Here is a 24,922-nt window from a genome sequence, read left to right as displayed (position 1 = left end):
CAGCCTTGAATTTAATATTTAAAACGAAATTCAGTTAATACAATATTTTTTGTAGAAATTTCTAATTTCTAAAGTTACATGCGGAGATATATCAAACCCAGAAAGAATCCGATCAAAAACAGAATCACCACATGGTTCATGAATTTTAATATCACCAGCAGCCATATGCTGTTCAACGGTTACTGAGCCAAAAATATCAGCACGACCATAGAAAACAAAACTCGGATGTCTAATAAAAGGATGATCGCCACAATTCAATATACATGTTCGATCATACGGTATGTCCGGTTTTAAAGAGCTAATATTTACAGCTAGAAAACATGTCTTCGTTTTTTTAGGGTAAAAAACTGGATCACAGCAGATAATATATAAGTGATCTGTATATCCAGATGGGATAAGTAAACTTCCTTTCCTTAAAATCCCACCCGGCATCACCGCAATCCTTGAAGAAAACAGTCCAGTTGCTGCCTTTCTATTAACTCTTGCGCCAATTTCTCAGCAACTTCTGGTGATTTACCGACAGCAATAAAAACAGAACTTGGTGAAATAGGATAAGAACTGCCGCCTGGATCTTGCCACTCAGTACAATGTTTATGGGTATACTCCACAATATCAAAGCGGCTCATATGACCGAACTGTTCCCAAATGGCATCCAGAACTTCTAATTCAGCATCAGAAAGAGATTCAAAATCATCCCTTGTTATATCTTTCCGTTTGAGTGAAATTTCATAATTCTTTTCACTGTTAATCCATGCCCCCCACCCAAATTCATCACTGGCGTAATCTCCAGTAATTAAATTTAAGGTTTGCGATAAAACAGGCCCTCTAGGCATAGATACCATTCGATCGCCAGTGATAGGATAGCCATAGTCATTCATAGATACCCTATCTGCCAGATAAAGCAACTTCATAAGCTTCAGATATGCCATGCGCCCGCCGCGCTTATACAGCAAGTAGGCAGCCATTTGGGCTACTTTTTCTTCGCAAAACATAGAAACCTCCAAGACTTTTTCGAAATACCAAACTGGCAATTTACACATATAGTGTACCCCTAAATGCGCAACCCTGACAAGGTTAATTCTAATAAAGTCAATGAGTTAGAAACTATATGCCTGATATATAAAGAATTAAAGATTCTTTATCTTTAGGCTAAAAAATGTATAGCAACCAACACAACCCAAAATGTTGCTGTATGATCACTGTTGATCTTCGGTATATATCTCGGCTGAAATAATTGCCCCGCCAATCTCACGGGTTCCGTATAATATAGGAACGGGGGAAACACCGAATGAATTATTTAGGAATACAAATGTGTTTACTTCCAGGTTAACAATGTTGCACTTATCATGTGAATCTACCAAGAATTAATAAAAGCATTAACAAATAAAACTCAGAAATAACTCCTGAATAAAAATCCCCAAAAATGGCCCACTTTTCTGTGAGCCGCCTTATTAAAATTTTTTTACTGATTTATAAAGAACTAATTAGGCAAATTTCCCCTTACCCATCGTGACATCGGTCCACGCCGTTGCTATAGCCGCTTTCGCTCGACTCTCCAGGCTTTCAATAAAACCATTATCGCCGGCAGTCGGGGAAAAACTACTCATAGCCTGAATCAAAGAATCCACCGCATTATCTGACAGTGCGGTAAATTCACGCTCCCCTGACGTGTTCTTATCACTCATCCGAGTCACCAATTTGGCGCGATTGCCATTAAAGTAATCATTAAAGATGACCGAACCTACCGATTCAAATTTCCCCAGAGCGGTGTTGTCCTGAGTGTGGCGATTCACTGACAGCACCAGATCATACCCGCTGCGCTGGAACCACAAGTTTTGCCAGTCAACACCGTTAAACAAGATCATATCTTCTACGTTAATATCGCTCACTCGGTTATCAATTACTTCTTCGCCGATCACAAAGCTATCCACACCCGCGCCACCTCGGAAATGGTTCTGATACCCGCCCAACACCAACAGATCCTGACCTTCACCGCCGTCAAATTGGCTGAACTTTGAAATAGCCGCGGCTATCAGATGATCATCGCCTTCGCCGCCATTGATCACCGCATGGTAGCCCATCAGCTTAATCTCATCATTACCGGAATAACCATCGATCCGGTTGTCATTGCCAAATACTCTGGCAAAATCGTCGCCTCCTCCCAGTTCGGCCTGATTATTGTTGCCGATGATCACCGCATAATCCTGACCTTCCCCACTATCCACCCGGTTATAGTTGCCGGAGGCGACGACGTAATCCCGTCCGTTACCCGCATCAATAAAACCGCCTTCACCAAAGACAAACACCTGATCATTGCCTTCCCCCATAGAGACATGGTTAATGCGCCCGGCCACCACTGCGGTATCGTCACCATTACCGCCAAACATCCAGTTTTCACGTCCCATCAGGACGCCCAAGTCATTACCTTCACCACCTGAAAAAATATTGGAAGTCCCTAGCGAGTAATAAACATCATCACCGCGGCCACCCCAGAAGTTGTTGTTATCTCCCAGATAAGCGCCAAGATCTTTACCGTCGCCTCCCCAGTTGAAGTTATAGTTCCCCAACGATACATGGATATCGCCATCACCGTGCAAATGGCCGCTGTTACGCAGGAAATCAAACGTTTTTTCTTCCATATTAAGCAGATCTGCCGTCAGGTTTTCTTTCAGGTTAACCACTAACGATTTCATTTCTTGCTGCTTCTTTTCGCTGAACAGCGTCGCAAATAAATTAGGTAAGTTAAGCGAATTAAAACCAAATGCAGGTTTGGGTTTATTATTGAACTGAGCATTTTCTCCGTTGATACTCACCGCAGATCCTGATTCCTGGCTCTCATCAGGCGCTTTCTCTTTCAGACCATGACTCTCCGCAAATGACCTGACGCCCTCCTCGCCCATATCGATGCCCGCCTCCAAGCTATCAAGTAACTTTTCTGGATTGGTGAAAACTTGCAGTTGATCACCACTAAATTCCCCAATCACTTCCAGCATCTCTTGCAGAATCACCTCACCATCAACCGATTCTCCCGTGCGGGAAATAATTTTCCCCTCTGCGGTGTAATTCACGCCAAAAATATCCGCTAAGGTGGTATCTGCATTTACATTCGCTAATCGGCCAATCAGTTTATTCTTAAGCTGACGCGGCAAATCCTGTGGATTATAGGTAAAGGTGGTCTTCGCCATGCCAGTTGCCGAATATTGCTGCGTCATCAGGCCAAACAGCGAACCCAAGTTAGTATCCAGAATCGACTGGATAGAGTCACCGAATATCAGGTTCCAGTTACCGGTTGTCACCTGAATATCGGCGCCACGCCCGCCTACAGCAAAGTTGAAAGCCAGTTTTTGATTGGCCTGACGGAATTGTTCTATACGACTTATTTTGCCCATACCAGCGCCATTGCCATGTTCGCCTAGCCATTGATTAAACTTCTTGTTCAATGTCAATTCAGCGTCATACTTCAAACCACGGCTGCTGCGCTCATGTTGCGAATCCAGATCAGTCAATGTGTTGTAGTCCACGTTGCTGGTTTGGTCCAAACCGGACATATCCTCCACAAACCTGTTCGCACCGGCGATGGTCCACTGCTGATCTTGTGCCGCCAACCAATCTTGATCTTCACTGTAACCGGCAACCCCTTGCAATACGTGGGCAATACGCGCAGTACCATCAAACGGATTAACCAACGGCGGCGTTGGAATGGATTTATCCATCATCACAATCAGGTCATTACTGCGGCCTTGGTTAAAACTGACATTACGATTACCGATAAACATTTGCGCCCCTTCAAGCGCCTGGTAGCCTGCAATATCGAAACTGTGTTTACTGTCGCCATTACCGATATGGACCATCACATTGTTATCACCGAAGGCCAGTGATTTAAAACCACCGCTACCCACTTTAATACCAACGTTCGAGGTTCCCCAGTTGAGGGCGGTAAACTCCCCATCTCCCACATTTACCTGGATATTACCGGAGTAACTGAGCTGATTATTCGATTGATCGTCAGGGGCAATCTGAATCGTATTTTTACGTTTCTTTGGTTGAACTAACACTTCATTGTGGCCGGTAATCGCTCCTTTAATAACGGTATCAGCTTCGGTATGTCCTACCCTAGAGAGGTTGATGTCGCTTTCAGCAATACCGCGACGAACTTGTTCGGTATGCATGATCAGCTCATTTTTATTATTCCAATTTAATACGACTTTGTTATCAGACAGATTATTAACCCATTGGTTATTTTGATCACGGGTAAATTTGCGCCCACCGGCATCAACAGCCACTTCACTACTGCGAGCGGAAACATCGCTACGAATGCCCTGCTTATCCAACACTGTGATAAAGCGACGAGCAAAGCCGTCTCGTTTGTCATCACTTATCAAAGAACAACCCACAATACTGATGTGATCAGGTTTGTGAGTTATGCCCTTATCCAGATTAATGGCCTGATAAAACCGCGTTAATCTGGTCGCCAGTTCATCAGCTGCGTAACCACTCAGACGAATGTTATTCTGCTCCGATGTATCACGGCCATGACCGACAATCTGCCAACGTAACTTACCGGATAATCTGGCAAGATCGCCATAAATCACTCGATATTTACCCTTAGAGTTAAGTTGAACCACTACGCTAGAATCTGAGTGTTTACCCGCCAGATTAGCCGCGGCTTTAGCGACGACCGGATCATCCTCCATTTGGATAATAATCTGACCATCAAAGCGAGTTTCACGGCCATCAGCTTGTGGCGTCACCCTCTCTATTTGCCAGTCACCGAGTGGTCTGCTCGTTTTCTTATCCTGACGAGTATCGTCGATGATAGTCGGTTCCGGTCGTTTATTCTTACCCGATAACTCATCTAACTCTTCCACCGCTGGACGACTTTGTGGCTTCACTCTGGCATGTCTCTGATAAAATTCCCTAGTTTCTTGGAAAGCGTTCTCCAACGCCTGACTTATCCACACTTTTCCTTTTTCACCAGCAATATCCACCAGCTCTCTATAATTGGCAGTGTAGCTATTGAGTAACTGCTTACGTTGTTCATCGCCAGTTACCTGTAGTGCCTGATAAACCGCCAGACTTTCGTTGACAGAATGACCACCATCAAATACCAGAAACGCCAGCGTGTTGAGATAGCTCTGTCTAGCCGAGAAGGTCGGCTGTTCACTAGCAATATAGTTATTGAGATGAACCATGATATTGGTCGAGCCGGAGGCTCCTGTCACCACAGAGTGACCTTGCGCTAACGCATGATACTCAAATCTCGTTTCCCATCCGGGGACCAAAATTCGGCCCGCTGCAACCTTTCTGCCATACAAAAAGTCATCATGTTTGTTATTAGCCGGCTGGTAGGGCAACGCCGTACCATAATCGTTAGTCTGCTTTTCGGTTATTTCAACTTCATACGTGACATCAGCCCCGCTAGTCAGTTGACTACTGGTCGAACGGGCTTTAGTGATAACATCCTCATAGAAGCGATCCCCTTTAACCTTCCATTCCGCACGCTCCATCCCCATTCCTGGGGTAATCGCCATTTTTACTGCCAGAAATGGCACCTTAATCACAGCAAAACCATTATCAACCTGAGTCATCATGATTTTGAAATTGGCAAAAGTCGGCTCATCCAGAAACGTCGTCAATTCAGGCACCCGACTAAACCAAGGGCGAAAATCCTTGTTAATGGCCTTGGCGAACCCCGCCATCTTTTTAGCAATAATCTTCTCTCGCTCGGCGACATCAGGATAAAAACCCCCGATCCACTGTTCAAATTTCTCTACCAGAAATTGTCCTGTCTGCCTGGAAGTGGTCATGGCATCCTGTGGCGCTGTTTTCACCAATTCATGGGCCAATTCAGAATCAAAATGGCGACCAAACAGGTTGTCAATATATTGTCCAGTCGCCTTTTCCTTACGGGCATCAGCCAGTAACTGCCGAGCTAGCGTGTGTAATTCAGGATGAGTCTGCAACTGGGCAACCGCATCCTCAAATAGCTTAATGGTTTCCCGCCGTGTTACCTGTCCGCTAAGCCAAAGGTTTTTGGCCCGTTCAACTAACGGCATACCTTCGGGAATAGCTTCTTGTTGCAATCGGCTAACGAAAACGATGAGGCTTTCACTTTCAGTTTTAGGCGCTTCCCGCTCCGCCGCAGAGTTAATCTGAGTCAATGGCTTGATTTGTAAATCAGTAAGACGATTAATTTCGCTTTGCGCGATATCCCCTTTCAAGCCCACCACACGTCCGAAGCCATCAAAGGATACTTGTTGGTCAAACTGTGCAATATGGTCAGGCGCTAAGCTAACCCCTAAAATCCCGGCTGATTCAGCTCTTTTTGCTTGAAGGTAGGCAACCAATTCCCCCATCTCAAAACGCAGGCTTTTAACTAATCGGCCACGCTTGGCAAATTCATTGGGATCATGCTGTTGCCAATGAGCAAGTGCTTGCTCAAGCTGCAACACATGCTGCTCATCAGGTTGTTCGACCGTATTGTTGAAAGCCTCGCGTACGACCACCAGCGCCTTACTGGGCCGATCGGTATTTATCTGACCAAGATATCTTTTCGTCGAATCAATAAACCGTTTATCACGCTGACTCAGCAAGAAAGGCTCAAACTCTCTCAGGATGGAAGAATGGGATTTAAGGCTATCTCCACCAGCCGTTTGCCCTAATCCTTGCAAATTGATACCAGAAATTACAGGTGCTTTTTTGGTTAGCTTTCTAGGTTGATTCGAGATAGGTTCCACAACCCTATCGGACGACGTTCCGGTCAGCAGCGAAATGACCGAAGCACCGACATTTTCTGCGCGAATACTCCTGTTGATCTGTAGCCGATTAATCGCCTGTCGCGCACTATTCAATGCCGCCAAATCTGTGGCTGTTAACGTTAGATCTTCACTGTTCCAGCCATTATCTTTCGTTTTGGATTCAGGATTGATATGACTTTTCGGTTTCGCTATGTCGATGGGGGTATACGCTCTTCCAGACAAACCACTGCCGGTCGCCCCGCTACGATCGGGTTTTGTATTACCAGCCTGTTTCGCCCCTTTCGCATCGACCTGTACCTGAGCGGCTTTATTTTTCGCTACCGAGCTATCATGTTCACCGCGTTGTTTCGCTTCTTCATACACGGCATAGGCATCGCTTTCTGCTTTTGCTGCCCGCAGACGTTGTAAATCGGCTTCTTTCTGTCTTGATTTCGCTTTTGTACGCGCATCCTCAATATTGTCGTCTGCGTTCTTTATATTCTGATAACTTTGCTCTAAACCTGTTTCCGATTTGCCAATTGCCTTTTTTACTTGTTGTTGGCTATCAATAAGGCACGGCTGTAAACCCACTAATTTTTTCTGTGAAATAAATTTGGCGTCATCTAATTTCTCTTGCGTACGATTCAGATATCCCATAGAGAACCGATTACGCCACTCATCACCCGATTGACCGGAGTAATTGGCATAGCCATTAAGCGCATCCAGACGTTGAGTCATATAGAGTAACTCTCCCGTTATTTCTCTGGACTCTGCACTTATTGCATCACGTTGTACTTGTCCATTGGTATTCAGCGCATTTTGATCCGTTGATTCCAATTGGAATTGTGATTTTGAAATTATTTTAAGTTGGTCATCCCGTTCTTGTTCCAGAATACGGCGATTTTCCTCTGCTTTCTCTTTATCACTTAACACATTTTGTGCAGCTCCGTCCTGTTTTGCATGTTTAATAACAGCGTCAGCTTGTGATGATGATTCACTCTGAGTCGAATCAACCTTGTCTCCAATATGCAAGGCTTTTTGGATAGCCTCAGTATCAGGCGTCTCCACCTGTGTTACCGTACCGCTTAATTTATCACGCAGATTCGAACCCACTTCATCAATGGTATTCATATGGAAACCATCAATAGCAGACACTTCGGTTAAATTAATCGCTCCTCGACCTTTATTAGTTCCAGAAGTGTTAGCCTCATTACCGTGAATCAAATAACTAATCGCGTGGCTACCTTCCACATTTAACACAGTTTGTTTAATGCTTTTAAACAGAAAAGGAAGGTTATTACTTTGCGTATTGCTTTCCGCAATAGAAAGAGTGTAGAAATCGCCGTTACCAACCTTAATCGCTACATTATTACGGGCATAAGAGGCATTAATCCCCAGACCATCACCAACATGAATATTGGCATTGCCTTTACCTTTCATGATCGCCACATTGAGGCCATGCCCGACTTTAGTATTAACGTTATATTCACCCCACGCTGCGTTAACGGAAACACCATCACCCACTTTAGTGTTGATATTAAAATCGCCATGCGTCGCAGTGACACTTAAACCATTCCCTACCGAAGTCGTAATATTCGCTTTGCCTTTTGCCGCAGTAACCTGCACACCATCACCCAATTTGGTGACAATATTCCCTTTACTCCACAAGGCATTAAAGCTGTCGCCATTACCTACCTGAGTCACAATGTTGGCATCAGCTTTGGCAAGTACGACATTACGCCCATCACCGACTTTGGTAATCACATTAGCTTTGCCCCAAGCGCCGGTATAATCATCACCTTGCCCCACATGGGTGATGATATTGGCATCACCTTGGACAACCGTGATTTCCTGCTCATTACCCACTTTGGTAATGATGTTCGCTTTACCTTTCGCGAAGTTATAACGGCCACCATCACCAACCTGAGTCAGGATATTAGCATCCCCCCAAACAGCATTAACGCCAGTGCCGCTCCCCACTTTGGTAATGATATTCGCTTTACCTTTGGCGAAACCTACCGTCGTGCCATGACCAACATGGGTCATGATGTTACCCACATCAGAAATGAGTAAACCGACTGTTGTCCCATCCCCTATCTTCGTTAGAATATTGCCCTTACCGAATAGCACGGCAGCAGTCGTTGATGATCCCTTATGAGTGATGACATTCGCCTCCGCCGCCGCAATCACCCCCATAAAATCATCACCCACTTTGGTGACAATATTCGCCTCTCCTAACGCTAAAACACCGGTTAAGCCATTGCCTGAATGAGTCATGATATTGGCTCGACCAAACATTGCCGCCAATGCTGTGCCATCACCTACTCTGGTCATGACATTCAGCTCACCGGCAAACAAGCCAATACTGGTACCATTACCTACATGCGAATAGATATTGGCCTCACCAACCATCAAACCGAGCGCCAAATCATTGCCCGCTTTCGTCAGGATATTGCCCTGCCCGATCATCGCGGCAAAGGTTGAACCATTACCAATATGGGTCATCACATTGGCCTCACCGATCATGGCTGCCAGCGTCATGCCGTTACCCACTTTGGTGGCGATATTGCCTTTCGCCAACATCAAGGCAACACTCATTTCATCGCCAATGTGAGTAAACACATTGCCGGCAGCGATCATCAATGCCAGCGCTTTAGCATCCCCCACTTTGGTAAAAACATTTCCCAAGCCTCCCATCAACCCCCATGCATCACCGGCGCCAACATGGGTAAAGATATTGCCCGCGCCAATCATGGCTGCAATCGCCGTTCCATTACCCACTTTGGTAAAGACATTGCCTGCGGCTCCCATGACTCCCAGAGTCTGACCACCACCGACATGAGTCAGCACATTACCTATGCCGAGCATAATACCCGTGGTGTCACCGTTTCCGACTTTGGTCAAGATATTAGCGCCACCTAACATCATCCCCGCCGTACTTCCATTGCCAATGTGCGTAAACACGTTGGCGCCACCGCCCATCAGCGCAATAGCACTCCCTCTGCCCTTTTTCGTCAGAACATTGGCTCCGCCTAATGCAACCGCCGTGGTACCTGATATTTCATCACCGCTAAGATGCGTGATAATGTTCGCGCCACCAAGCATACCGGCAACCAAATCACCGGCGCCAAGCTTAGTCAGCACATTGGCGCCACCCACCTGTACTGAGGAGAGTTTCCCCTTACCGGTTTGGGTCATCACGTTAAAACCGCCTGCGCCTAACCAATTGGCATTACCGTTACCTATTTGGCTATGCGTGTTGTACCCCCCAAACATGATAACTCGACTATCGCCATTACCTTGATGTACCGAGATATTACCCGCTGCCAAAAGATGAGCCAGATACCGCCCGTCCCCGATTCGAACTAATACGTTTGCCACACCGCCAGCGTAAACATCCATTTCTCCACTTTGACTTTGATGAACCAGCACATTTGCCAGACCTGTGCCACGGAATGTCAGATTGCCCTGTTCCCCTCGTCTCACAATCACATTGGCAGCACCCGCGCCTTCAAAATTAACATTGCCCCGTGTGACACTGGAAGTAATGACATTGCCGCCCCCCATGCCCTTGAAATTAATGTCGCCGGAGCTGTTACCGATATCCGCGGCTGATTTCACCAACTCCTGATAACTATACTCTTTGGTATGTGCCAAGTGCTCAGAAACCCGGCATACTGAATTCACTTTGTATTGCAGATTGGTTAGGGAATATCCGCCCACCTCCATTGAGCGATAACCATTTTTGTGTGAAAAATCTTCAGCAGCCAGATTGCCGGTATGATCACCCGCTTTGTACCACGCACTGGCATAATATTGCAGCGCACCGGTTTCAGGATTATTCGCCAATTCAACTATCACTACTTTGGTATATGACTCAACATACTTGGCATAAATATAAGTGTTCGGTTGACGGTTCGATTTCACCGCTGAAACATCTAATATCAAACCACCAGAATGAATCGCATGCCCATGCATCTTGGCATCAATTAACGTAACATCTCCTGCTCGGGCATTGGTTCCACCGGCATAAGTCACCCACTGGTTTTCCTGCAAATCTTCTTCAACAGTATGTTGAATAATAACGGGGTGATGGTGTTCGAAGATTAAATTAGAGAGACGGTAGCTACCATTGATGCCTATATCTGTAAATCCATTGCTTGAAGAGATATTCTCCGTAGCAAGATTCTTAAGGTGATTTCCCGGTTTGTACCAAGAAGTGGCGTAATAACCGAGCTTACCGGTTTCAGGATCATTTCTGAGTTGGACTTTACTAACCTTAGTGTACATGTCATCGGCAAATGCAAAGAGATAAGTGTCAGGCTCGATAGTTGATTTAATACCTGTTACTTGTTGGGATTGCTGAATCCAACTTCCTCCCATTGTCGCTGTCGTTAACACAATCTCTTCGGCTTTAGCATATTCCAGAGCGTCATCACGAAAACCGCTATCTGCGCCGATTCTTGATATTTCATTGTAAGCACCGGCACCATCGAAAGTAATATCACCATGTGCGACATCAGAATAGATTCGGTTATAACCTCCTGCCCCTTCAAATTCGATATTACCGTGGGTCTGCCCATATTGATCTTGACTTTGACGTAAACGCTCAATACGGTTTGATGCCCCGGCGCCATGCAAAATAATATTGCCTTCTCTACCTTTACGTATAATGTGGTTATCAGCCCCGGCACCGGTGAAATTAATATTGCCATTTTCAACCTGCGAACTAATACTATTTGCTGCTCCCCCACCTTCAAATTTCACATCGCCGTGACTTTTCTCATAGTGATCATGCCAAGTACGATCAATTTTATTACCGGCCCCGGCGCCGAAAAAATTTAAATCGCCCTGATTCGTTTCATGCCATAATTCGTTATAACCTCCGACACCTTCAAAAATCACCTTACCCGATTGCCCTTTACGACTCAGGCCATTATAAGCAGCCGCCCCAGAGAAATTGAGATTACCGTGGCTCCCCCGGTGATCAATAGCAACCCCTCCCGCCGCGCCAGCAAATAAAATATCACCATTACCGCTCTTATCAATCCCCGAATAACCCGCAGCGCCATGTACTGACAGATTACCTTCCTTGTCCACTATTTTTAAATATCCGGCGCCGCCATTAACGACCTTATTACCAGAATCGGCATAGACCGTCGCCCCAATCGAACCGAGGGTAATACGATCATCTCCTCCTTTGGCATAAATAACCCCTCCTACGCCGATGGCAACAATATTATTGCCATCATCATCATCGTAGTATTTCCCAGTAAAGAAATATTCTGTACTACGATTTGATGATTTTCCCATAAATAGTCCCTTAATTTAAGCTGAGGTTAAATAGAAAACCACTGCATCTGACAGATACAGCAACGGTTTTAAGAATCTAGTTTTCCGTGGACATCGCAAACTCACCGTTTTTCCCACAGTAAAAACATAATGACAGCCATTAATCAGGTATTATTTGTATAATTTGACCTAATTAGGCAGATTAATCTAATTACATTAAGTTATTATTTCATTGATTGTTTATTTTGCAACCAACCAAATAATGAGAAAAAACCTCTTTGTTATAACTGATATCAAAGATAATTGTTCGAATTTTTTAAACATATTTCCGCCTCAACAAGAAATTTATTCACAAAGATTGCAAAATATATAGCAAAATAAAAATCCTAAGCTCAGAGACATAATGAGCCTATATATAAAAATAGTGTTAAATGAATAAGCAGAATAAAATAATATAGAGCAAAAACTCAAAATCAATATTAATACGTAAGAAAGTCTGTTTACCCCCCACACATTGCCCTATATCCCCACGCTGATGTTAATAATACAAATAAGATAGTAAAAATAAGATTAAATCACATATCAACTTGTTGTTTTTATTGAAATTATTAAAAAATTTTCATAAATCAAATTACCAAGGTTAAATTATTAACATTATTGCATCAGAAATGTGGGAAAATTTAACTTATTTCTTTGTAATAAAAGATCTATAGTAAAAAATAACAGTTCACTCCCATTACTCTGTTCCAAATAAATACGACCAATAAATACAATATTACTAACTATCATGAGTTAAATTAATAGCGCGATTAAACTTCAAACACTGTTCTGGCAATTTACAAAAAAACACCACAAAGTGGGTCTATTGGATGGATAATTCACCAAGGCAACCGCATGAATGCTCAAATATTACCCATATTAGAAAATCCCGCTTATAACACTTGATAGCTGTAATTTCATTTTACCCATTATACTTATTACCCAAATATCTTTACCAAACGTTACATCTCTTAGTTATTAATCCGGTGGTAGCTTATATCTGTTCATATAACTCCTAAGGGAGTATGATTACTGAACTTATACCAGTTCGAAATCGCCACCAGATTAATATTATGTAGCCTTTAGTTCTGTATTTATCAGAAAAAATATCAAAAAAAACACTATTGAATATAAAAAAAGAGAAGATAGGTAAATTCTAATTATTGTATTAGCAACCCACCTATTTTCATCGTTCTCTTTATTTAAATCTCTAAAAATATTATCATTCGTTATTATTTTGGCACCAAATTTTAATTAAATAGTCATACAAACAAGTAGTTATAAGACAAATAAAAAACCAGTTAATCCATGATACTGAATTCTGTAAAACAGATATTGTAAATGGATTTCCTATAGCATAGTCCATCAATGGTTGCCTAACAAGCCGTCCCATGATTGCTAATTCAATTAACCACATAAGGATACCTCTTGTGATGGGGGTATATGTAGGAAGACTCTTTTTTATGAGAATATATAAAAATGTTATACCCAGTCCTGTCTCTAAACTTGTTAATGCAGCAAGATATCTAACATCCCAAGATGGGGCTACAGTTATATTGCTTACTTCACTCCTTATATAAGGAACTACCCACTCGGAGTTGATAACATGAATCACAAAACCTACACAAGAAGTCAGTATAGATACGATCAGAATAATAAGGAATATTAATTTTTTCTCTTTGTTTACCATACAATCCTCTCTTTAAAAGTAGGAGGGAAATTACCTCCCTCCTTATACCCGTTATCTTTCAAGTTGTCTCTTTGTTAGCTACGCTCACTCCCCCCGGTCACATAGTTACCTATTCTCCCGGGGATTCGTTCCCTTACCGTAACAATGCATCTTGAAATTCATAGGGTATGCACTTGAGATATCAGGCAAATAGCGTTAAATCAAGGCGGGTCATTTCATATTTAACGTTAGCAGAGAATGTCTTACAACACTCTCCGTTCATTTTAATAGAGATAACACTTAAAAATGTATTAAAGCACCTCGCAAAAACCTACCGAAATATGGTGTTGGTTTATTAGCGATGATTTGTGGGGACCCTCAGCGCAAAGTGGGTCTATTGGATGGGTAATTCACTTTTCGAAATAATTGCCAGTCTATTCTGATGATGTTCAGGATCTCCCCATAACCAAGATTCTTGGCGACTAACATCATTCTGGGTCAAAATCTTACGCAACTCACAGGTAATCATATCATAAGCATAAACATGCATATTATACGCCAGTGCGTCATACATACGGGCCTGCCAAAAAGAAATACCGTCATGAGTCTGGTTCATATCCGACACAATCACGTTGTAATGTTCAAGCAAGTAATCAAAGAACACCTTACCAGCCAGTTCATGCAAAACCGTCCGATGTTCACGTTTCAGAATACGCCAAACAAGAATTTGTGTTACAGGGCGACAATTTAATACCACATCTGGCTGTATAACCACTCGATTATAATAGGCAACCTCTTTAGATACATCGTTAACCAACGCCAATTCGAAGTGGGATTGGCTGATACGATTACCAAATCGACCATCAACACGAACCATTCGATAACCTGGCGAAAGCAACAATCCCTTTATCTGATCAGTAATATCAACCCCATTCATCAACGCAGTATAGAGGGTATGATTATCTGAGCTTTCATTCAGATGAGCGAAAACCTCATTAACCTTTTCAGGATTTACCAATCTTGCTGGCATATAACCTCCTCCTGTTCCTCGTTAATCATCTAAAAAGGACGATACAGTTATCAAATTGATATACCCGTCATCTTTCAAGTTGCCTCTTTGTTGGCTGCACTCGCTCACCCCAGTCACATAGTTATCTATGCTCCCGGGGATTCACTCCCTTGCCGTCGTGATTCATCTTGAAATCTTTAGGGTATAAATGTGCCTTCGATCGATGGTAGCGATATTGAACCCTAAGTTCAACAACAGCAGTTACGTTTCCACGGTTCCATCCACTGTTGATATCCTCCACGTCCTAAAAGGCATCATAAGATGCGTACTTCCGTGTTTTTTATCATATCAAGATCATCTTGGATGATATTTTCATTTCCCAGTGACTTGCGAGTTATACATGTGAAGTCACGAATAGCATCAAGAAAAAATTAAATTCCAATAAAAAACCAAATTTATGTTAGCATCGTTCATTAAGTATTTACTACTTAATCTCAATGAGAGTAACTATTGCCAGCGACTCTTTTAAAAAGGCCGTGAGCACAAACAATGAGAAAAACTAACAACATATACTTAACACAACAGACGTAATTTATTTAGTTCAATCTTTAGGTCACATCAAAAATGTGTTCAAAAACTATCTTTTTTTTCACGCTACTGTTCGGGTTTACTCTTTATTACAGAGAAAAGTAAATAAAATAGTTTAACAAAACAACCATTAAGCATTAGGACAAATAATTATTTATCAATTGACAACAGCTAGGATACTGATAATTCTGGGTATAATCTGCACCTATTGGCTGTTAATGATGGAGGCTTTCCAGCTAACAAGTGGCTGATATCAGGCATAGCAGCAAGCACAACAACAGCCTCCAACCATTCTTCCAATAAATCACCCCAATAATCTACATCTAAAATAATACATATAGTTATATTTCTTGTCGTTTAAAGTTTCATTATAAAATAGTAAAAATTCAATTAATAAACATACGCTTTTTGACGAGAAAAGCATTATATTCTATGATATAGCAGTCCACTTAAGACATAATCGAAAAAGCAACTATCCAGATAACAATTTAAATCGGAATTTAGGAGTTACTATGTCAAATATAAGAAACAAATCCACTCTTATTACGCCACAATTAACCATGATGTGGGATAAAAGCAATGAACCTTGGGGTGCCAGAGATCACCAATCGAGATTTATTTATGCTAACCCTGCTTTCTATCAACTACTCAACCTTCCTGAAGATTTCGATATTATCGGGCTTTCTATAGGTGAATTACCCTCAGCTATTGCTGAATATGCAGAAGAACTTCACCGTCAGGATCAAAAAACCATTCAAACTGTGCAGCGCGTCACTTCACTGGAAACCCATCAGTTTGGAGAAAATAACCTCAAACAGACCTATATTTGTGATAAATTTCCTCTTTTTGATGAGAATAATGATTGCATTGGGATCTTCTTTCATATGTATAAAACCCAAGATTTTTCCGTTTCTTATTATTATGACAAAACCACTCCGGCAACGTTAGTCTTCATGCCCCCTAACGATATCCTGACTCAAACTGAGTGGGAAATTCTCTTTCTGATCTTACGCTCTCTGGATGAAGAAAGTATCAGCGAAGAATTAATGATAACTACAGAAGATGTTGTTAATCACATTCAATCTATTTACCATAAATTTAATTTACCACCCCATATAGAATTAGCCGATTTCTGTAAGAAAAATAACTATCATCTTTATATTCCAGAACGTTTTATCACTATTGGTAGCAGGGAGTTATAAACTTAAATTACTTAACATTAATTATACTATAGGATTTCATTATGAACCAAATCAACAAATTAAATCTTTCACCTCAAGTCATTAACACTATGCAGCAGAGTAATGAACCTTGGGGGATCAAAGATAAAAATTCGTGCTTTATTTATGGTAATTTAGCACTTAATCATGCCGAAAATCTTTCAGATTCATTTGATTTTGAAGGCCGGTATGATAATGAAATTCCTTGGGATGGCGCTGAATTTGCAACAGACTTTGTTATTCATGATAAAGCTACAATGGAGAAAGACGCAAGAGTATGTTCACTTGAAACACATATGTTTGGGAAAGATAAATTTCTTTCATCTTATTTCCAAGAAAAATATCCATTCTATAATGATGATGGCGAATGTATCGGCATTATGTTCCACGCATGGAAAGCTCAGGATTTTTCATTTACCCGTCTATTTCATGGAAAACTACCAGCATCTATCCTGTTCTCTCCCCCAACCGATATATTTACGCAACGGGAATGGGATGTTATTTTTCTTCTGTTACAAAAATATACTAGTAAGCAGATGGGTAGGATGTTAAATATTTCCTATCGTACTGTTGAAACCCATCTTTCCCGAATATATAAGAGAATTGGTATTCATTCCAGTCGTCAATTGGAAGATTATTGCCGCACAAATGATTATGATCTTTACGTACCAGAAAGATTTGTACATCCAGAAAGTAGAATATTTCCTTAACCCCTAAATAACAACAGGGTTTTTATGAAGAAGAACTATGCAATATTACCTCAAATTGTTAACATCATGGGAATACGTCATACACCGTGGGGCATAAAAAATAGTTCTTCATATTTTACTCTCGGCAATTCAGCAACAAAAGAATTTACTCATAATATTGATAAATTATTTTATTGCAGAACACCGTATAATCATAAACCTCCTTAGAATTATTCTGAATTTGTAACATAATCAATGAATTAACAAATGTACTTTTGAGCTAACAGATTGATGGATATTACTATATCACTCGTTGTTTTAATATAATAAACAGTAAATTAAAACAATAATTTAAATAATAAACAATAACTCAGTCTGTCATAACATATAAAACTAGAAAATTCTTATGAAAAAAGTCAATTTTATTGCTATACCCCAGAAAGCACCAGGAAATCCAAAAGTAGAATGTTTATTTAAGCTGAAAACTATTAAGGAATTTTTATGAAGAACTGTACGATATCACCTCAAATCATCAACACAATGGAAATCAGCCATGAGCCGTGGGGAATAAAAGATAGTTCTTCAAATTTCATTTATGGAAACTCAGCAACCAAGAAATATATTCATAATTTTAAAGCATCATTTGATTATGAGGGGCTTTATGATCATGAACTCCCCTGGGAAGGCGCTGAATTTGCTAAGGAATTTATTATTCAAGATAAAAGAGTTATGGAAAAAGAACAAAGAATATGTTCAATTGAGACACATATATTCGGACAAAATCAAATTTTGTCATCTTATTTCTGTGAGAAATTGCCTTTTTATCATGAAAATGGAGATTGTATCGGCGTCATGTACCACTGTTGGGAAGCCCAAGACTATTCATTATCCTGCTTGCATCAATATCATAAAGAACTACCAGCATCGATTATGCTCCAACCACCAAGCGATATTTTTACGCCGCGTGAATGGGATATTATTTTCTTCTTTTTACAGAAATATACCAGGAAACAGATTGGACAGAAATTAAATATTTCTTACCATACCGTTGAAACTTATATGTCTCGGATCTATGGCAAAATAGGTGTTCATTCCAGTCAACAACTGGAAGAATACTGTTTAGCGAATAATTTTCATCATTATGTACCAGAAAAATTCTTATTGTCATAGCAGTTTTATTATTAAAACATTCTGCTGCTGACAATAAAACCCAATCTGGACATACCAGAAGAAATAACGGTAGCCTTGATTATTAATAAGGCTACCGCTGAAAAAATATTATTAACTTCATTATATACCCTATGGATTTCAAGATGGATCGCGACGGCAAGGAAGCGAATCCCCGGGAGCATAGAAAACTATGTGACCGGGGTGAGTGAGTGCAGCCAACAAAGAGGCAACTTGAAAGATGACGGGTATAGTAAAACGAATTGAAATAACCCCCTTACCTTTATTTTCTCGTTTAAAACTTTATTTACTTCAATATTTTAAAAATAACATCAGGCATTGTGCATTTTCCATTAAACAATGAAATTTTACCGTGCATCAGATAAAAATGCTGGCGCAAGTACCTAATCCATATACCCTTGCTGGCGTAAATGGCGGACCAACACATTCCCTTCTGGTACAAACTCGGTACTAAAACGCACCAACCCCACACCTTTAAGTTCAGCATTGATGTCATAACGCAAATGCCCCGGCGCAAGTTCCGGCAATAACGTGACATCAACTCGCTTCAAACGCGGTTCATAGGTCAACAGGGTATGTTCAATCGTCGAGATCAAGCGCTGCGACGACGCAGGCAACCCTCTCAGAATGGTGTTGAGATCAGGCAGGCCATAATCAGGCAGATGGGTAAGCGAACCGGCGCGACTATTGAGGATACGTTGCATATTGTCTAATACCGACAAAATGACCTGATCTTCTTCACTCACCTGATGCAACTCCAGACCGCAATTAAAATTGCCGAAAAGGCTTTCATACAAAGAAGGTTTTTTCATTTACTCACCCCTTTTCAGGCAACAAGGCCAAGCCGTGGGCATTAAGCTCAATAATACGAGGCCCATCCGGTAACAACTCATTGCGTTTTATGATCCGACGCCAAGTCCCGTTGGCTAAATCGGGGTTTCTGAACAACCCTACCACCGCGATATATTTCGCCTGTGCCGCCATCGGCATATCAAGCGATGCGTGACTACCCGGTTTCACCACCACCTCCTCACTCGCCAGACAATCAGAGCTCAGTATTCGATCACCGTTATCCAACAAATCCGCATAATCCACCTTTTTTATAGCGTTGTTATCCCGCAACTGATAAACCCGTACTAATGCCGGGACAGATAGAGCAACACTTTCTCCAGTGTCGGTATTAACCGCTGCCCGTGGAATAAAATCCAGATGCAATGTTTTCACCCGCTTATGAAAAAGGGATTGGGTGGCCGCTACCGTGCCATCAGTCACCGTCTGAGTCAGACCGCAGCCTGACAGCAGTAATGTTATTGCCACTATCGTCGGCATAATTTTATAAAAAGGAATAGTTAACATAATTTCCTCCTTTGTCTTGATTACTGTCTGGAGGTATTCCGTGATATTCCCCCAGACTCACCGTAATGCTGTCAGGCACTGCCGCCTGATCTTCAACTTTTAAACCCAATACCCCCGTCAGCCCTAACTGAACAGGCTGACCACCCAGTATCGGCGGCGGTAACATTCGGGTCGGTAGAGTCAGTCGCAATACGGCTTGATATCGCCAGCCCAGATAAACCCGCAGCAACACCAAAAAATCGGTATGCAACTGACCACCCGGCAACCAGCCCCGCGCTTCATCCGGGCAATCGGTATACAGTGCCAGCAATAACTGGCTATTGATATCAATGCCCATTCTGCCTAGCACGGTACGCTGCGATAGGGAAATTCGGTGAGTATCTGAAAAACTCGCCGGTTGCATCAGATGGATCTGTCGCGGGCAGGAGGGCGTCACCACGATCCGGGTTTTCGGCGCCAACAATGCCGCCAGCGCCGATACGCCTTCCGCAGTTCGAGTCGGCAGGCGCATAACGCTAAGCAGCGCCAGAAAACGAGACATCGGCGTGGCAATCTGTTGCTGACTACCCGGTATCCCTAAGCCAATCAACCCGAGCAGACATTGGGAGGTTCTATCAGTTCCTCCGGTAGCAAAAGTCGCCGGATAGGAGTATTTACGCCAGATACGATAAAACTGAGTGAACATCCGGTGGTTAAAAATATCCAGAAAGGCTTCGATAGTTTCATTCCCTTCCCTTTGCTGAGCGATATCGTTCAGGTAAGCGGTCGGCAACCAAGAATCCACCCCATACAACCCCATAAAGGTTGTTCTGGCCGTCGGTGGACGCTCTGGATGTTCAGTTTCTATCGCTTTCAGTTCACTGACAGGAAATCCCAAACCTGGATGAGGCCGCAAACGTATCGCATCATCAGCCGGATTTTCCGTACTACCCAGTGGCGGCCGATCAGGGACTGCTCGCTCAACGATCTGACAGAATTGGTAGAAATCGAGTGCCGAAATGTCAGCTTCCAGCATCGCCATCAGCCGGGAATGTTCTGACAGTGTTGTTCTTCCCATAACAGTCGTTCCCCCGTAGGTTGTAAAGTCAGTGTAAGTCGGTTAAACAGATGAATATCGGTGTACAAGGCAAAGAAGCGGCTGAGCATTTCGCCAAACAAACAGATATCACCGGCGCCTGCAAATCCATTGCTATCCAGTGTCACTTCAATGTGCACGCCCCGCCGCAAACATCCTTGCTCAAATCGTTCAATCAGCGAATGCTTCACCGCGACAATCGCCTCCAGCCGACGATAATTCATCTCATTGTCGGACCAGTCATACAGGGCCAATGTCCCGCGTAGCACTTCCGGGTTATCCATCATGCTAAGAAAGTTAGAACCAAGATGGCTGAGCACTCGCCAGTGGAAACGGTCTCGATTGGGTGGATAGCAGGGCAATGTCGGTTCACACAGGTTACGTACCGTAAATTCCGCCAGCGGGGGATTAACGGCGGTATCCAACAGCGTATCCTGCAACGCCCTGCGCGGCAGTTGACCATTAGTGCCGGTCAATGTGAGTGACAGGATATCTTCTTCGTACAGTTCATTATCATCAAAATCCGCTCCGCCCAGGATAATCCAGGTGTCACACAGACCTGACGGTCCGCGTTTCACACGGGTATGGTAGTAGCACTCCGGTGCATCATGGCGCAGCATGCCGCCTTTATGACGAAAACTACTGAACGGCACATACCGACGGCCCTCGCGTTTCGAAGAGGACACCTCATCCACGGAATAAACCTCGGTATGTCCATCCTGAAAGCGGACCGGATACAGCAAATACTCAGTTTGCAATGGTGACAATTGAAGCGGATCGGATTCCAACCGAAACAGGTTAATCACCGGAGTACAGTGCAAACGGATATGCTCAGCAGAAAATGGCAAATCAAAGGGCCAACTTTCACGCAGAACCACATCCAGCTCAAACCACGGCGTTCTCTCGGGGAGAGTCAACTTTTCCAGCCCACAGAGCGCAACAAACATAAACTTTTCACGGAAAGTGAAATACTCCAGCAGTAGTTGATAACCACTAAACGAACTTTCCCCTTTCGGCCATAACCTTTCCTCTTCGCCAAACCCCATTGGTGAGAATCCGCCGTCAAATGGCTGACGATCAGGCTGACCGGGTAAACGCAGGTAAAGCTGTTGTGTTTGCAGCGTAAACGCTCGATGTAACGCACAGGCCAGCGGGCTGTCGGCACTGAGATACAGCGGTAAACGGCTCAAATCAATTTGGCGCCAGTCCACCAGTGTTCCACAGCCAAAACGCAATCGAATAACGGAACGTCCATTCGGTTCCTCTTGCAGGGAAGCATCGGTCAATGCCAGAGGCAACAACTGAACCGCCTGAGTCGTGGTATAACGACACCGGGTCTTGCTTGGGCCGATCGGCTGCGAAAGGATCTCAAAACCCTTTTTCACCTGTACCGAATTTTTCAACTGTGCCCAATCCATCCCCAATTCAACAATGGAAAGGGACGGAATCGTGCGTAGGTAATGCGGCCACAACAAGCTAACCAGCCCTTCCGTAAATTCTGGCAAGTCATCATCCAGCTTCTCACGCAGACGCCCGATCATAAAAGCAAAGCCTTCAAACAGACGCTCCACAAAAGGATCACGCATACCGATTTTATCCAGATTAAGCGCCGCCGCCCGGTCAGGGTGGGCCTTAGCAAACTCTCTGCCCGCCTCACGCAGATAGCGCATTTCTGCCTCATAATAGCGCAGGGTTAAATCATCCATAGGATGCTCCTCCAAAAAAATTATTAAAAAATACCGTTTCCCGTTCAGAATAAATAATAAGAAGGGAAATAAAATAATAGAGAAAAATAGCCGAAGTCTGATATCACCTAAAAATAATGCCAGACATAACAACATTCTCTATTTTATTGCCAGAGCAATCACGCAATAAGCAATTAATATTCAAAGGCAATATTTCATATCGAAATACCTTGCCATTGACTTTAAAGTTATCACCTCAACTAAAATAGTAATATGAATGGTCACATAAATAAAGAAGCGACATGTTAGTGAAAAAGCCCACACCGGCTATCAAGATACTCATCAATAACACACCAGGAATCAAAAAGAACACAATTTTATATTTCCCCCACCCTCCATTTTTAATTATCCGACGAATGATAAATATATCAACAACCAATATTGCCGGACCAAAAATCAACAGATAAATAAAAAACCCCATTAGCAATAAAAGCCAGTACACATTGCCCCCCATTAGTGAATTATTTAAAACACACACTCTCTCACTTTATTACTATTAGAAAGCCCCCGGTCTTCTACGAAAGGTTTTCGTTATTGCATCCCAAAACATGATCAATTCATCTTCGGTATATGGCGTTGCAGGTAACTGGTAATTCATTAATATAACACCAACACAGACGTCTTTATCATCCAATACCATATTACTTTCAATAAAATCAAATCGATACCTCGGATTATTATCAAAAGATTGCAGACCTACTGCTAACAACTCATCACCATGAATCCCATTTATCTCTCTTTCTCCCTTTCTGATTACCTTGCCATAGTTAATGAACCAATCCCTTTCAATCTCACTAATACGTTCAAGTAAAACACCTTCCCCTTTAAAGTCATTAATGATTGCAACACTGAATGTAAAATTATCATCCTGATTTCCTTGATAGACAAACATCATATTCTCTTTCTCATCGTCATGACCGGCAATAAAACCATCAGGGATACAAATTCCTGCCTCTGTCGGAATATCGCTATCCTTTCTGCCACTAATTCTGACAATTAACCTTTGCATTTTTTCCATAGTTTGAGACAGCATTTTATATTGGCTTTCATTCAATCCAGATTTTATATAACGGTCTTTTGAATAACTGTATTTATCATCGGATATCTCTGTAAACTTCATCTCTATAATAAAAGCAACCCCATTATCATATAAATGGGCTTCTAATACACGGGAAAAGCCGGGTTCACTGACACTACTATTTCTATCAAAAATTACGCCATATAAGTTTCCCTGGAGATGATGGGTCTTCTTTAAAAAGGGCAGATCTTTAAAATCGGTAGGCTTGGTCGTCCTTAATTTTTGCTCTCTTATCTCTATCCGCTGTTCAAACGTGGATAAATGCATACGCTTGGTTTCTATTTTCGCATCACCAATAAATATCTCATTATTGATGATGTTTTCAAATGACAAGGGAATATCAATCAGATAATGCCCGACACAACGAGTCTGCATATTGGATAATATTTCAGTTTTCATTTAATTTTCCTTTTCAGGTTAAAACGGGATAATAAAAAGCAGGGAAATATCACTGCCACAGGGCATAAATTGCTACGATAGCGAATAAAACCAATCATCTTCTCTTTCACCTAACTCTCACCACTTATACTATCTTGACAATTGAACCCGCAATATATTTTTGTGTTTATCACCATCACTTGCTAACCTTGGTTCTTAGACCTTATATCTCTATAAGAAGTTCAATTTAAAACATACTTTTATTACTCTTTAAAAGCACTGGGCCTTTTACGAAAAGTACTCGTTACCGCATCCCAAAATGTTATCAGTTCATTTTCACTGTACGGCGTTGCGGATAACCGATCATTCCCTAGATCAATAGCAACAAAAGGGTTCTTATAATCCCCGGCTGTTTCATTGGCAATTAAACTAAATGCATATCCAGGAATTTTAGTTTCTGGCTCCAGAATTTTTTCTGTCGGCGCAGTTGTCAAAACTTCCTCCGTATAAGTGCCATTAATTTCCCGTTTCCTTTTCCTTATTATCTTAGCATGCACAGCTAAAAACAGACCTTCCATTCCCATCAAACGCTCTAACAGATGGTCTTTCTCTTGAATATAATTTAATATTTCAACACTGAAAGTGAAATGATCACTTTCATTTCGCTTATAGACAAAAGTCATCCTCTCTTTCTCATCACGACTGCCAGTAATAAAACCATCAGGAATGCAAGTACCTGCCTCTGTAGGTATTTCTGTATCTTTTCGGCCGCTGATTCTGGATAATAAATTCCTCATTTTCATCATCGTTTTATCTGTGGTATTTAATTCATCCTCAGAAAAACCAGCTCTGATATAAC

14 protein-coding genes and 2 pseudogenes are annotated in these 24,922 nt (G+C 42.2%); 4 read left to right on the top strand and 12 right to left on the bottom strand.

The features are described 5' to 3' along the window. Positions 1 to 30: 30 nt before the first annotated feature. The 5 genes and pseudogenes from EAE90_RS05130 to EAE90_RS05115 form a co-directional block, all read right to left on the bottom strand. Positions 31 to 432: a hypothetical protein gene (locus tag EAE90_RS05130; RefSeq protein WP_214052568.1), complete on the bottom strand. Its 402-nt coding sequence runs from the start codon at positions 430 to 432 to the stop codon at positions 31 to 33. Beyond that, entirely contained in the window at positions 432 to 992 is a 561-nt protein-coding gene (locus EAE90_RS05125) for a Panacea domain-containing protein (RefSeq protein ID WP_214052567.1), read from the bottom strand. Before EAE90_RS05125 ends, EAE90_RS05130 begins: the two co-directional genes overlap by 1 nt. A gap of 204 nt (positions 993 to 1,196) precedes the next feature. Continuing rightward, a pseudogene (locus EAE90_RS23645) lies at positions 1,197 to 1,280 on the bottom strand (tail assembly protein); the annotation flags it as partial. 204 nt (positions 1,281 to 1,484) lie between these two features. After that, on the bottom strand, positions 1,485 to 12,050 hold the full coding sequence (gene rtxA / locus EAE90_RS05120; RefSeq protein WP_214052566.1) for an MARTX multifunctional-autoprocessing repeats-in-toxin holotoxin RtxA: 10,566 nt from the start codon (positions 12,048 to 12,050) through the stop codon (positions 1,485 to 1,487). A 1,240-nt stretch (positions 12,051 to 13,290) separates the two neighbouring features. Further along, entirely contained in the window at positions 13,291 to 13,758 is a 468-nt protein-coding gene (locus EAE90_RS05115) for a hypothetical protein (protein ID WP_214052565.1), read from the bottom strand. A 164-nt stretch (positions 13,759 to 13,922) separates the two neighbouring features. Between EAE90_RS05115 and EAE90_RS05110 the strand changes: the two are divergent. Then, positions 13,923 to 14,096 (top strand): annotated as a pseudogene (locus EAE90_RS05110) (IS4 family transposase); the annotation flags it as partial. 35 nt (positions 14,097 to 14,131) lie between these two features. Here the strand turns inward: EAE90_RS05110 and EAE90_RS05105 are convergent. Then, complete coding sequence (locus EAE90_RS05105) at positions 14,132 to 14,767, bottom strand: hypothetical protein (protein ID WP_036777659.1); 636 nt, start codon at positions 14,765 to 14,767, stop codon at positions 14,132 to 14,134. 1,079 nt (positions 14,768 to 15,846) lie between these two features. Here EAE90_RS05105 and EAE90_RS05100 point away from each other — a divergent pair. From EAE90_RS05100 to EAE90_RS05090, 3 genes are all read left to right on the top strand, one after another. Next, a complete protein-coding gene (locus tag EAE90_RS05100; protein ID WP_036777657.1) occupies positions 15,847 to 16,536 on the top strand; it encodes a PAS domain-containing protein in 690 nt (229 codons plus the stop codon). A gap of 41 nt (positions 16,537 to 16,577) precedes the next feature. After that, positions 16,578 to 17,264 carry a helix-turn-helix transcriptional regulator gene (locus EAE90_RS05095; protein WP_214052564.1) on the top strand — a complete coding sequence of 229 codons (687 nt, stop codon included), beginning with the start codon at positions 16,578 to 16,580 and terminating at the stop codon, positions 17,262 to 17,264. 480 nt (positions 17,265 to 17,744) lie between these two features. After that, positions 17,745 to 18,413 carry a helix-turn-helix transcriptional regulator gene (locus tag EAE90_RS05090; protein WP_214052563.1) on the top strand — a complete coding sequence of 223 codons (669 nt, stop codon included), beginning with the start codon at positions 17,745 to 17,747 and terminating at the stop codon, positions 18,411 to 18,413. A 401-nt stretch (positions 18,414 to 18,814) separates the two neighbouring features. Here the strand turns inward: EAE90_RS05090 and tssE are convergent, their stop codons facing one another. The 6 genes from tssE to EAE90_RS05060 all read right to left on the bottom strand — a co-directional run. Beyond that, entirely contained in the window at positions 18,815 to 19,243 is a 429-nt protein-coding gene (gene tssE, locus EAE90_RS05085; protein WP_214052562.1) for a type VI secretion system baseplate subunit TssE, read from the bottom strand. A gap of 4 nt (positions 19,244 to 19,247) precedes the next feature. Beyond that, positions 19,248 to 19,787 carry a type VI secretion system lipoprotein TssJ gene (tssJ, locus tag EAE90_RS05080; protein ID WP_214052561.1) on the bottom strand — a complete coding sequence of 180 codons (540 nt, stop codon included), beginning with the start codon at positions 19,785 to 19,787 and terminating at the stop codon, positions 19,248 to 19,250. After that, positions 19,765 to 20,844, bottom strand: a complete 1,080-nt coding sequence (gene tssG, locus EAE90_RS05075) for a type VI secretion system baseplate subunit TssG (protein ID WP_214052560.1) — start codon at positions 20,842 to 20,844, stop codon at positions 19,765 to 19,767. The genes tssJ and tssG overlap by 23 nt, the downstream gene beginning before the upstream one ends. Further along, positions 20,808 to 22,568 (bottom strand): type VI secretion system baseplate subunit TssF, encoded by a 1,761-nt coding sequence (gene tssF, locus EAE90_RS05070; RefSeq protein WP_214052559.1) that lies wholly within the window; start codon positions 22,566 to 22,568, stop codon positions 20,808 to 20,810. Before tssF ends, tssG begins: the two co-directional genes overlap by 37 nt. 535 nt (positions 22,569 to 23,103) lie before the next feature. After that, entirely contained in the window at positions 23,104 to 24,084 is a 981-nt protein-coding gene (locus EAE90_RS05065; RefSeq protein ID WP_214052558.1) for a T6SS immunity protein Tli4 family protein, read from the bottom strand. A 242-nt stretch (positions 24,085 to 24,326) separates the two neighbouring features. Further along, positions 24,327 to 24,922 (bottom strand): T6SS immunity protein Tli4 family protein (locus EAE90_RS05060; RefSeq protein WP_246550383.1); only part of this gene is annotated, 596 nt, incomplete at its 5' end.

This window comes from Photorhabdus caribbeanensis (genome assembly GCF_018448885.1).
GTDB classification, from domain to species: Bacteria; Pseudomonadota; Gammaproteobacteria; order Enterobacterales; family Enterobacteriaceae; genus Photorhabdus; species Photorhabdus caribbeanensis.
Note: the sequence above shows the minus strand (reverse complement) of the source record. Positions and strands in the feature narration are given on the sequence as shown.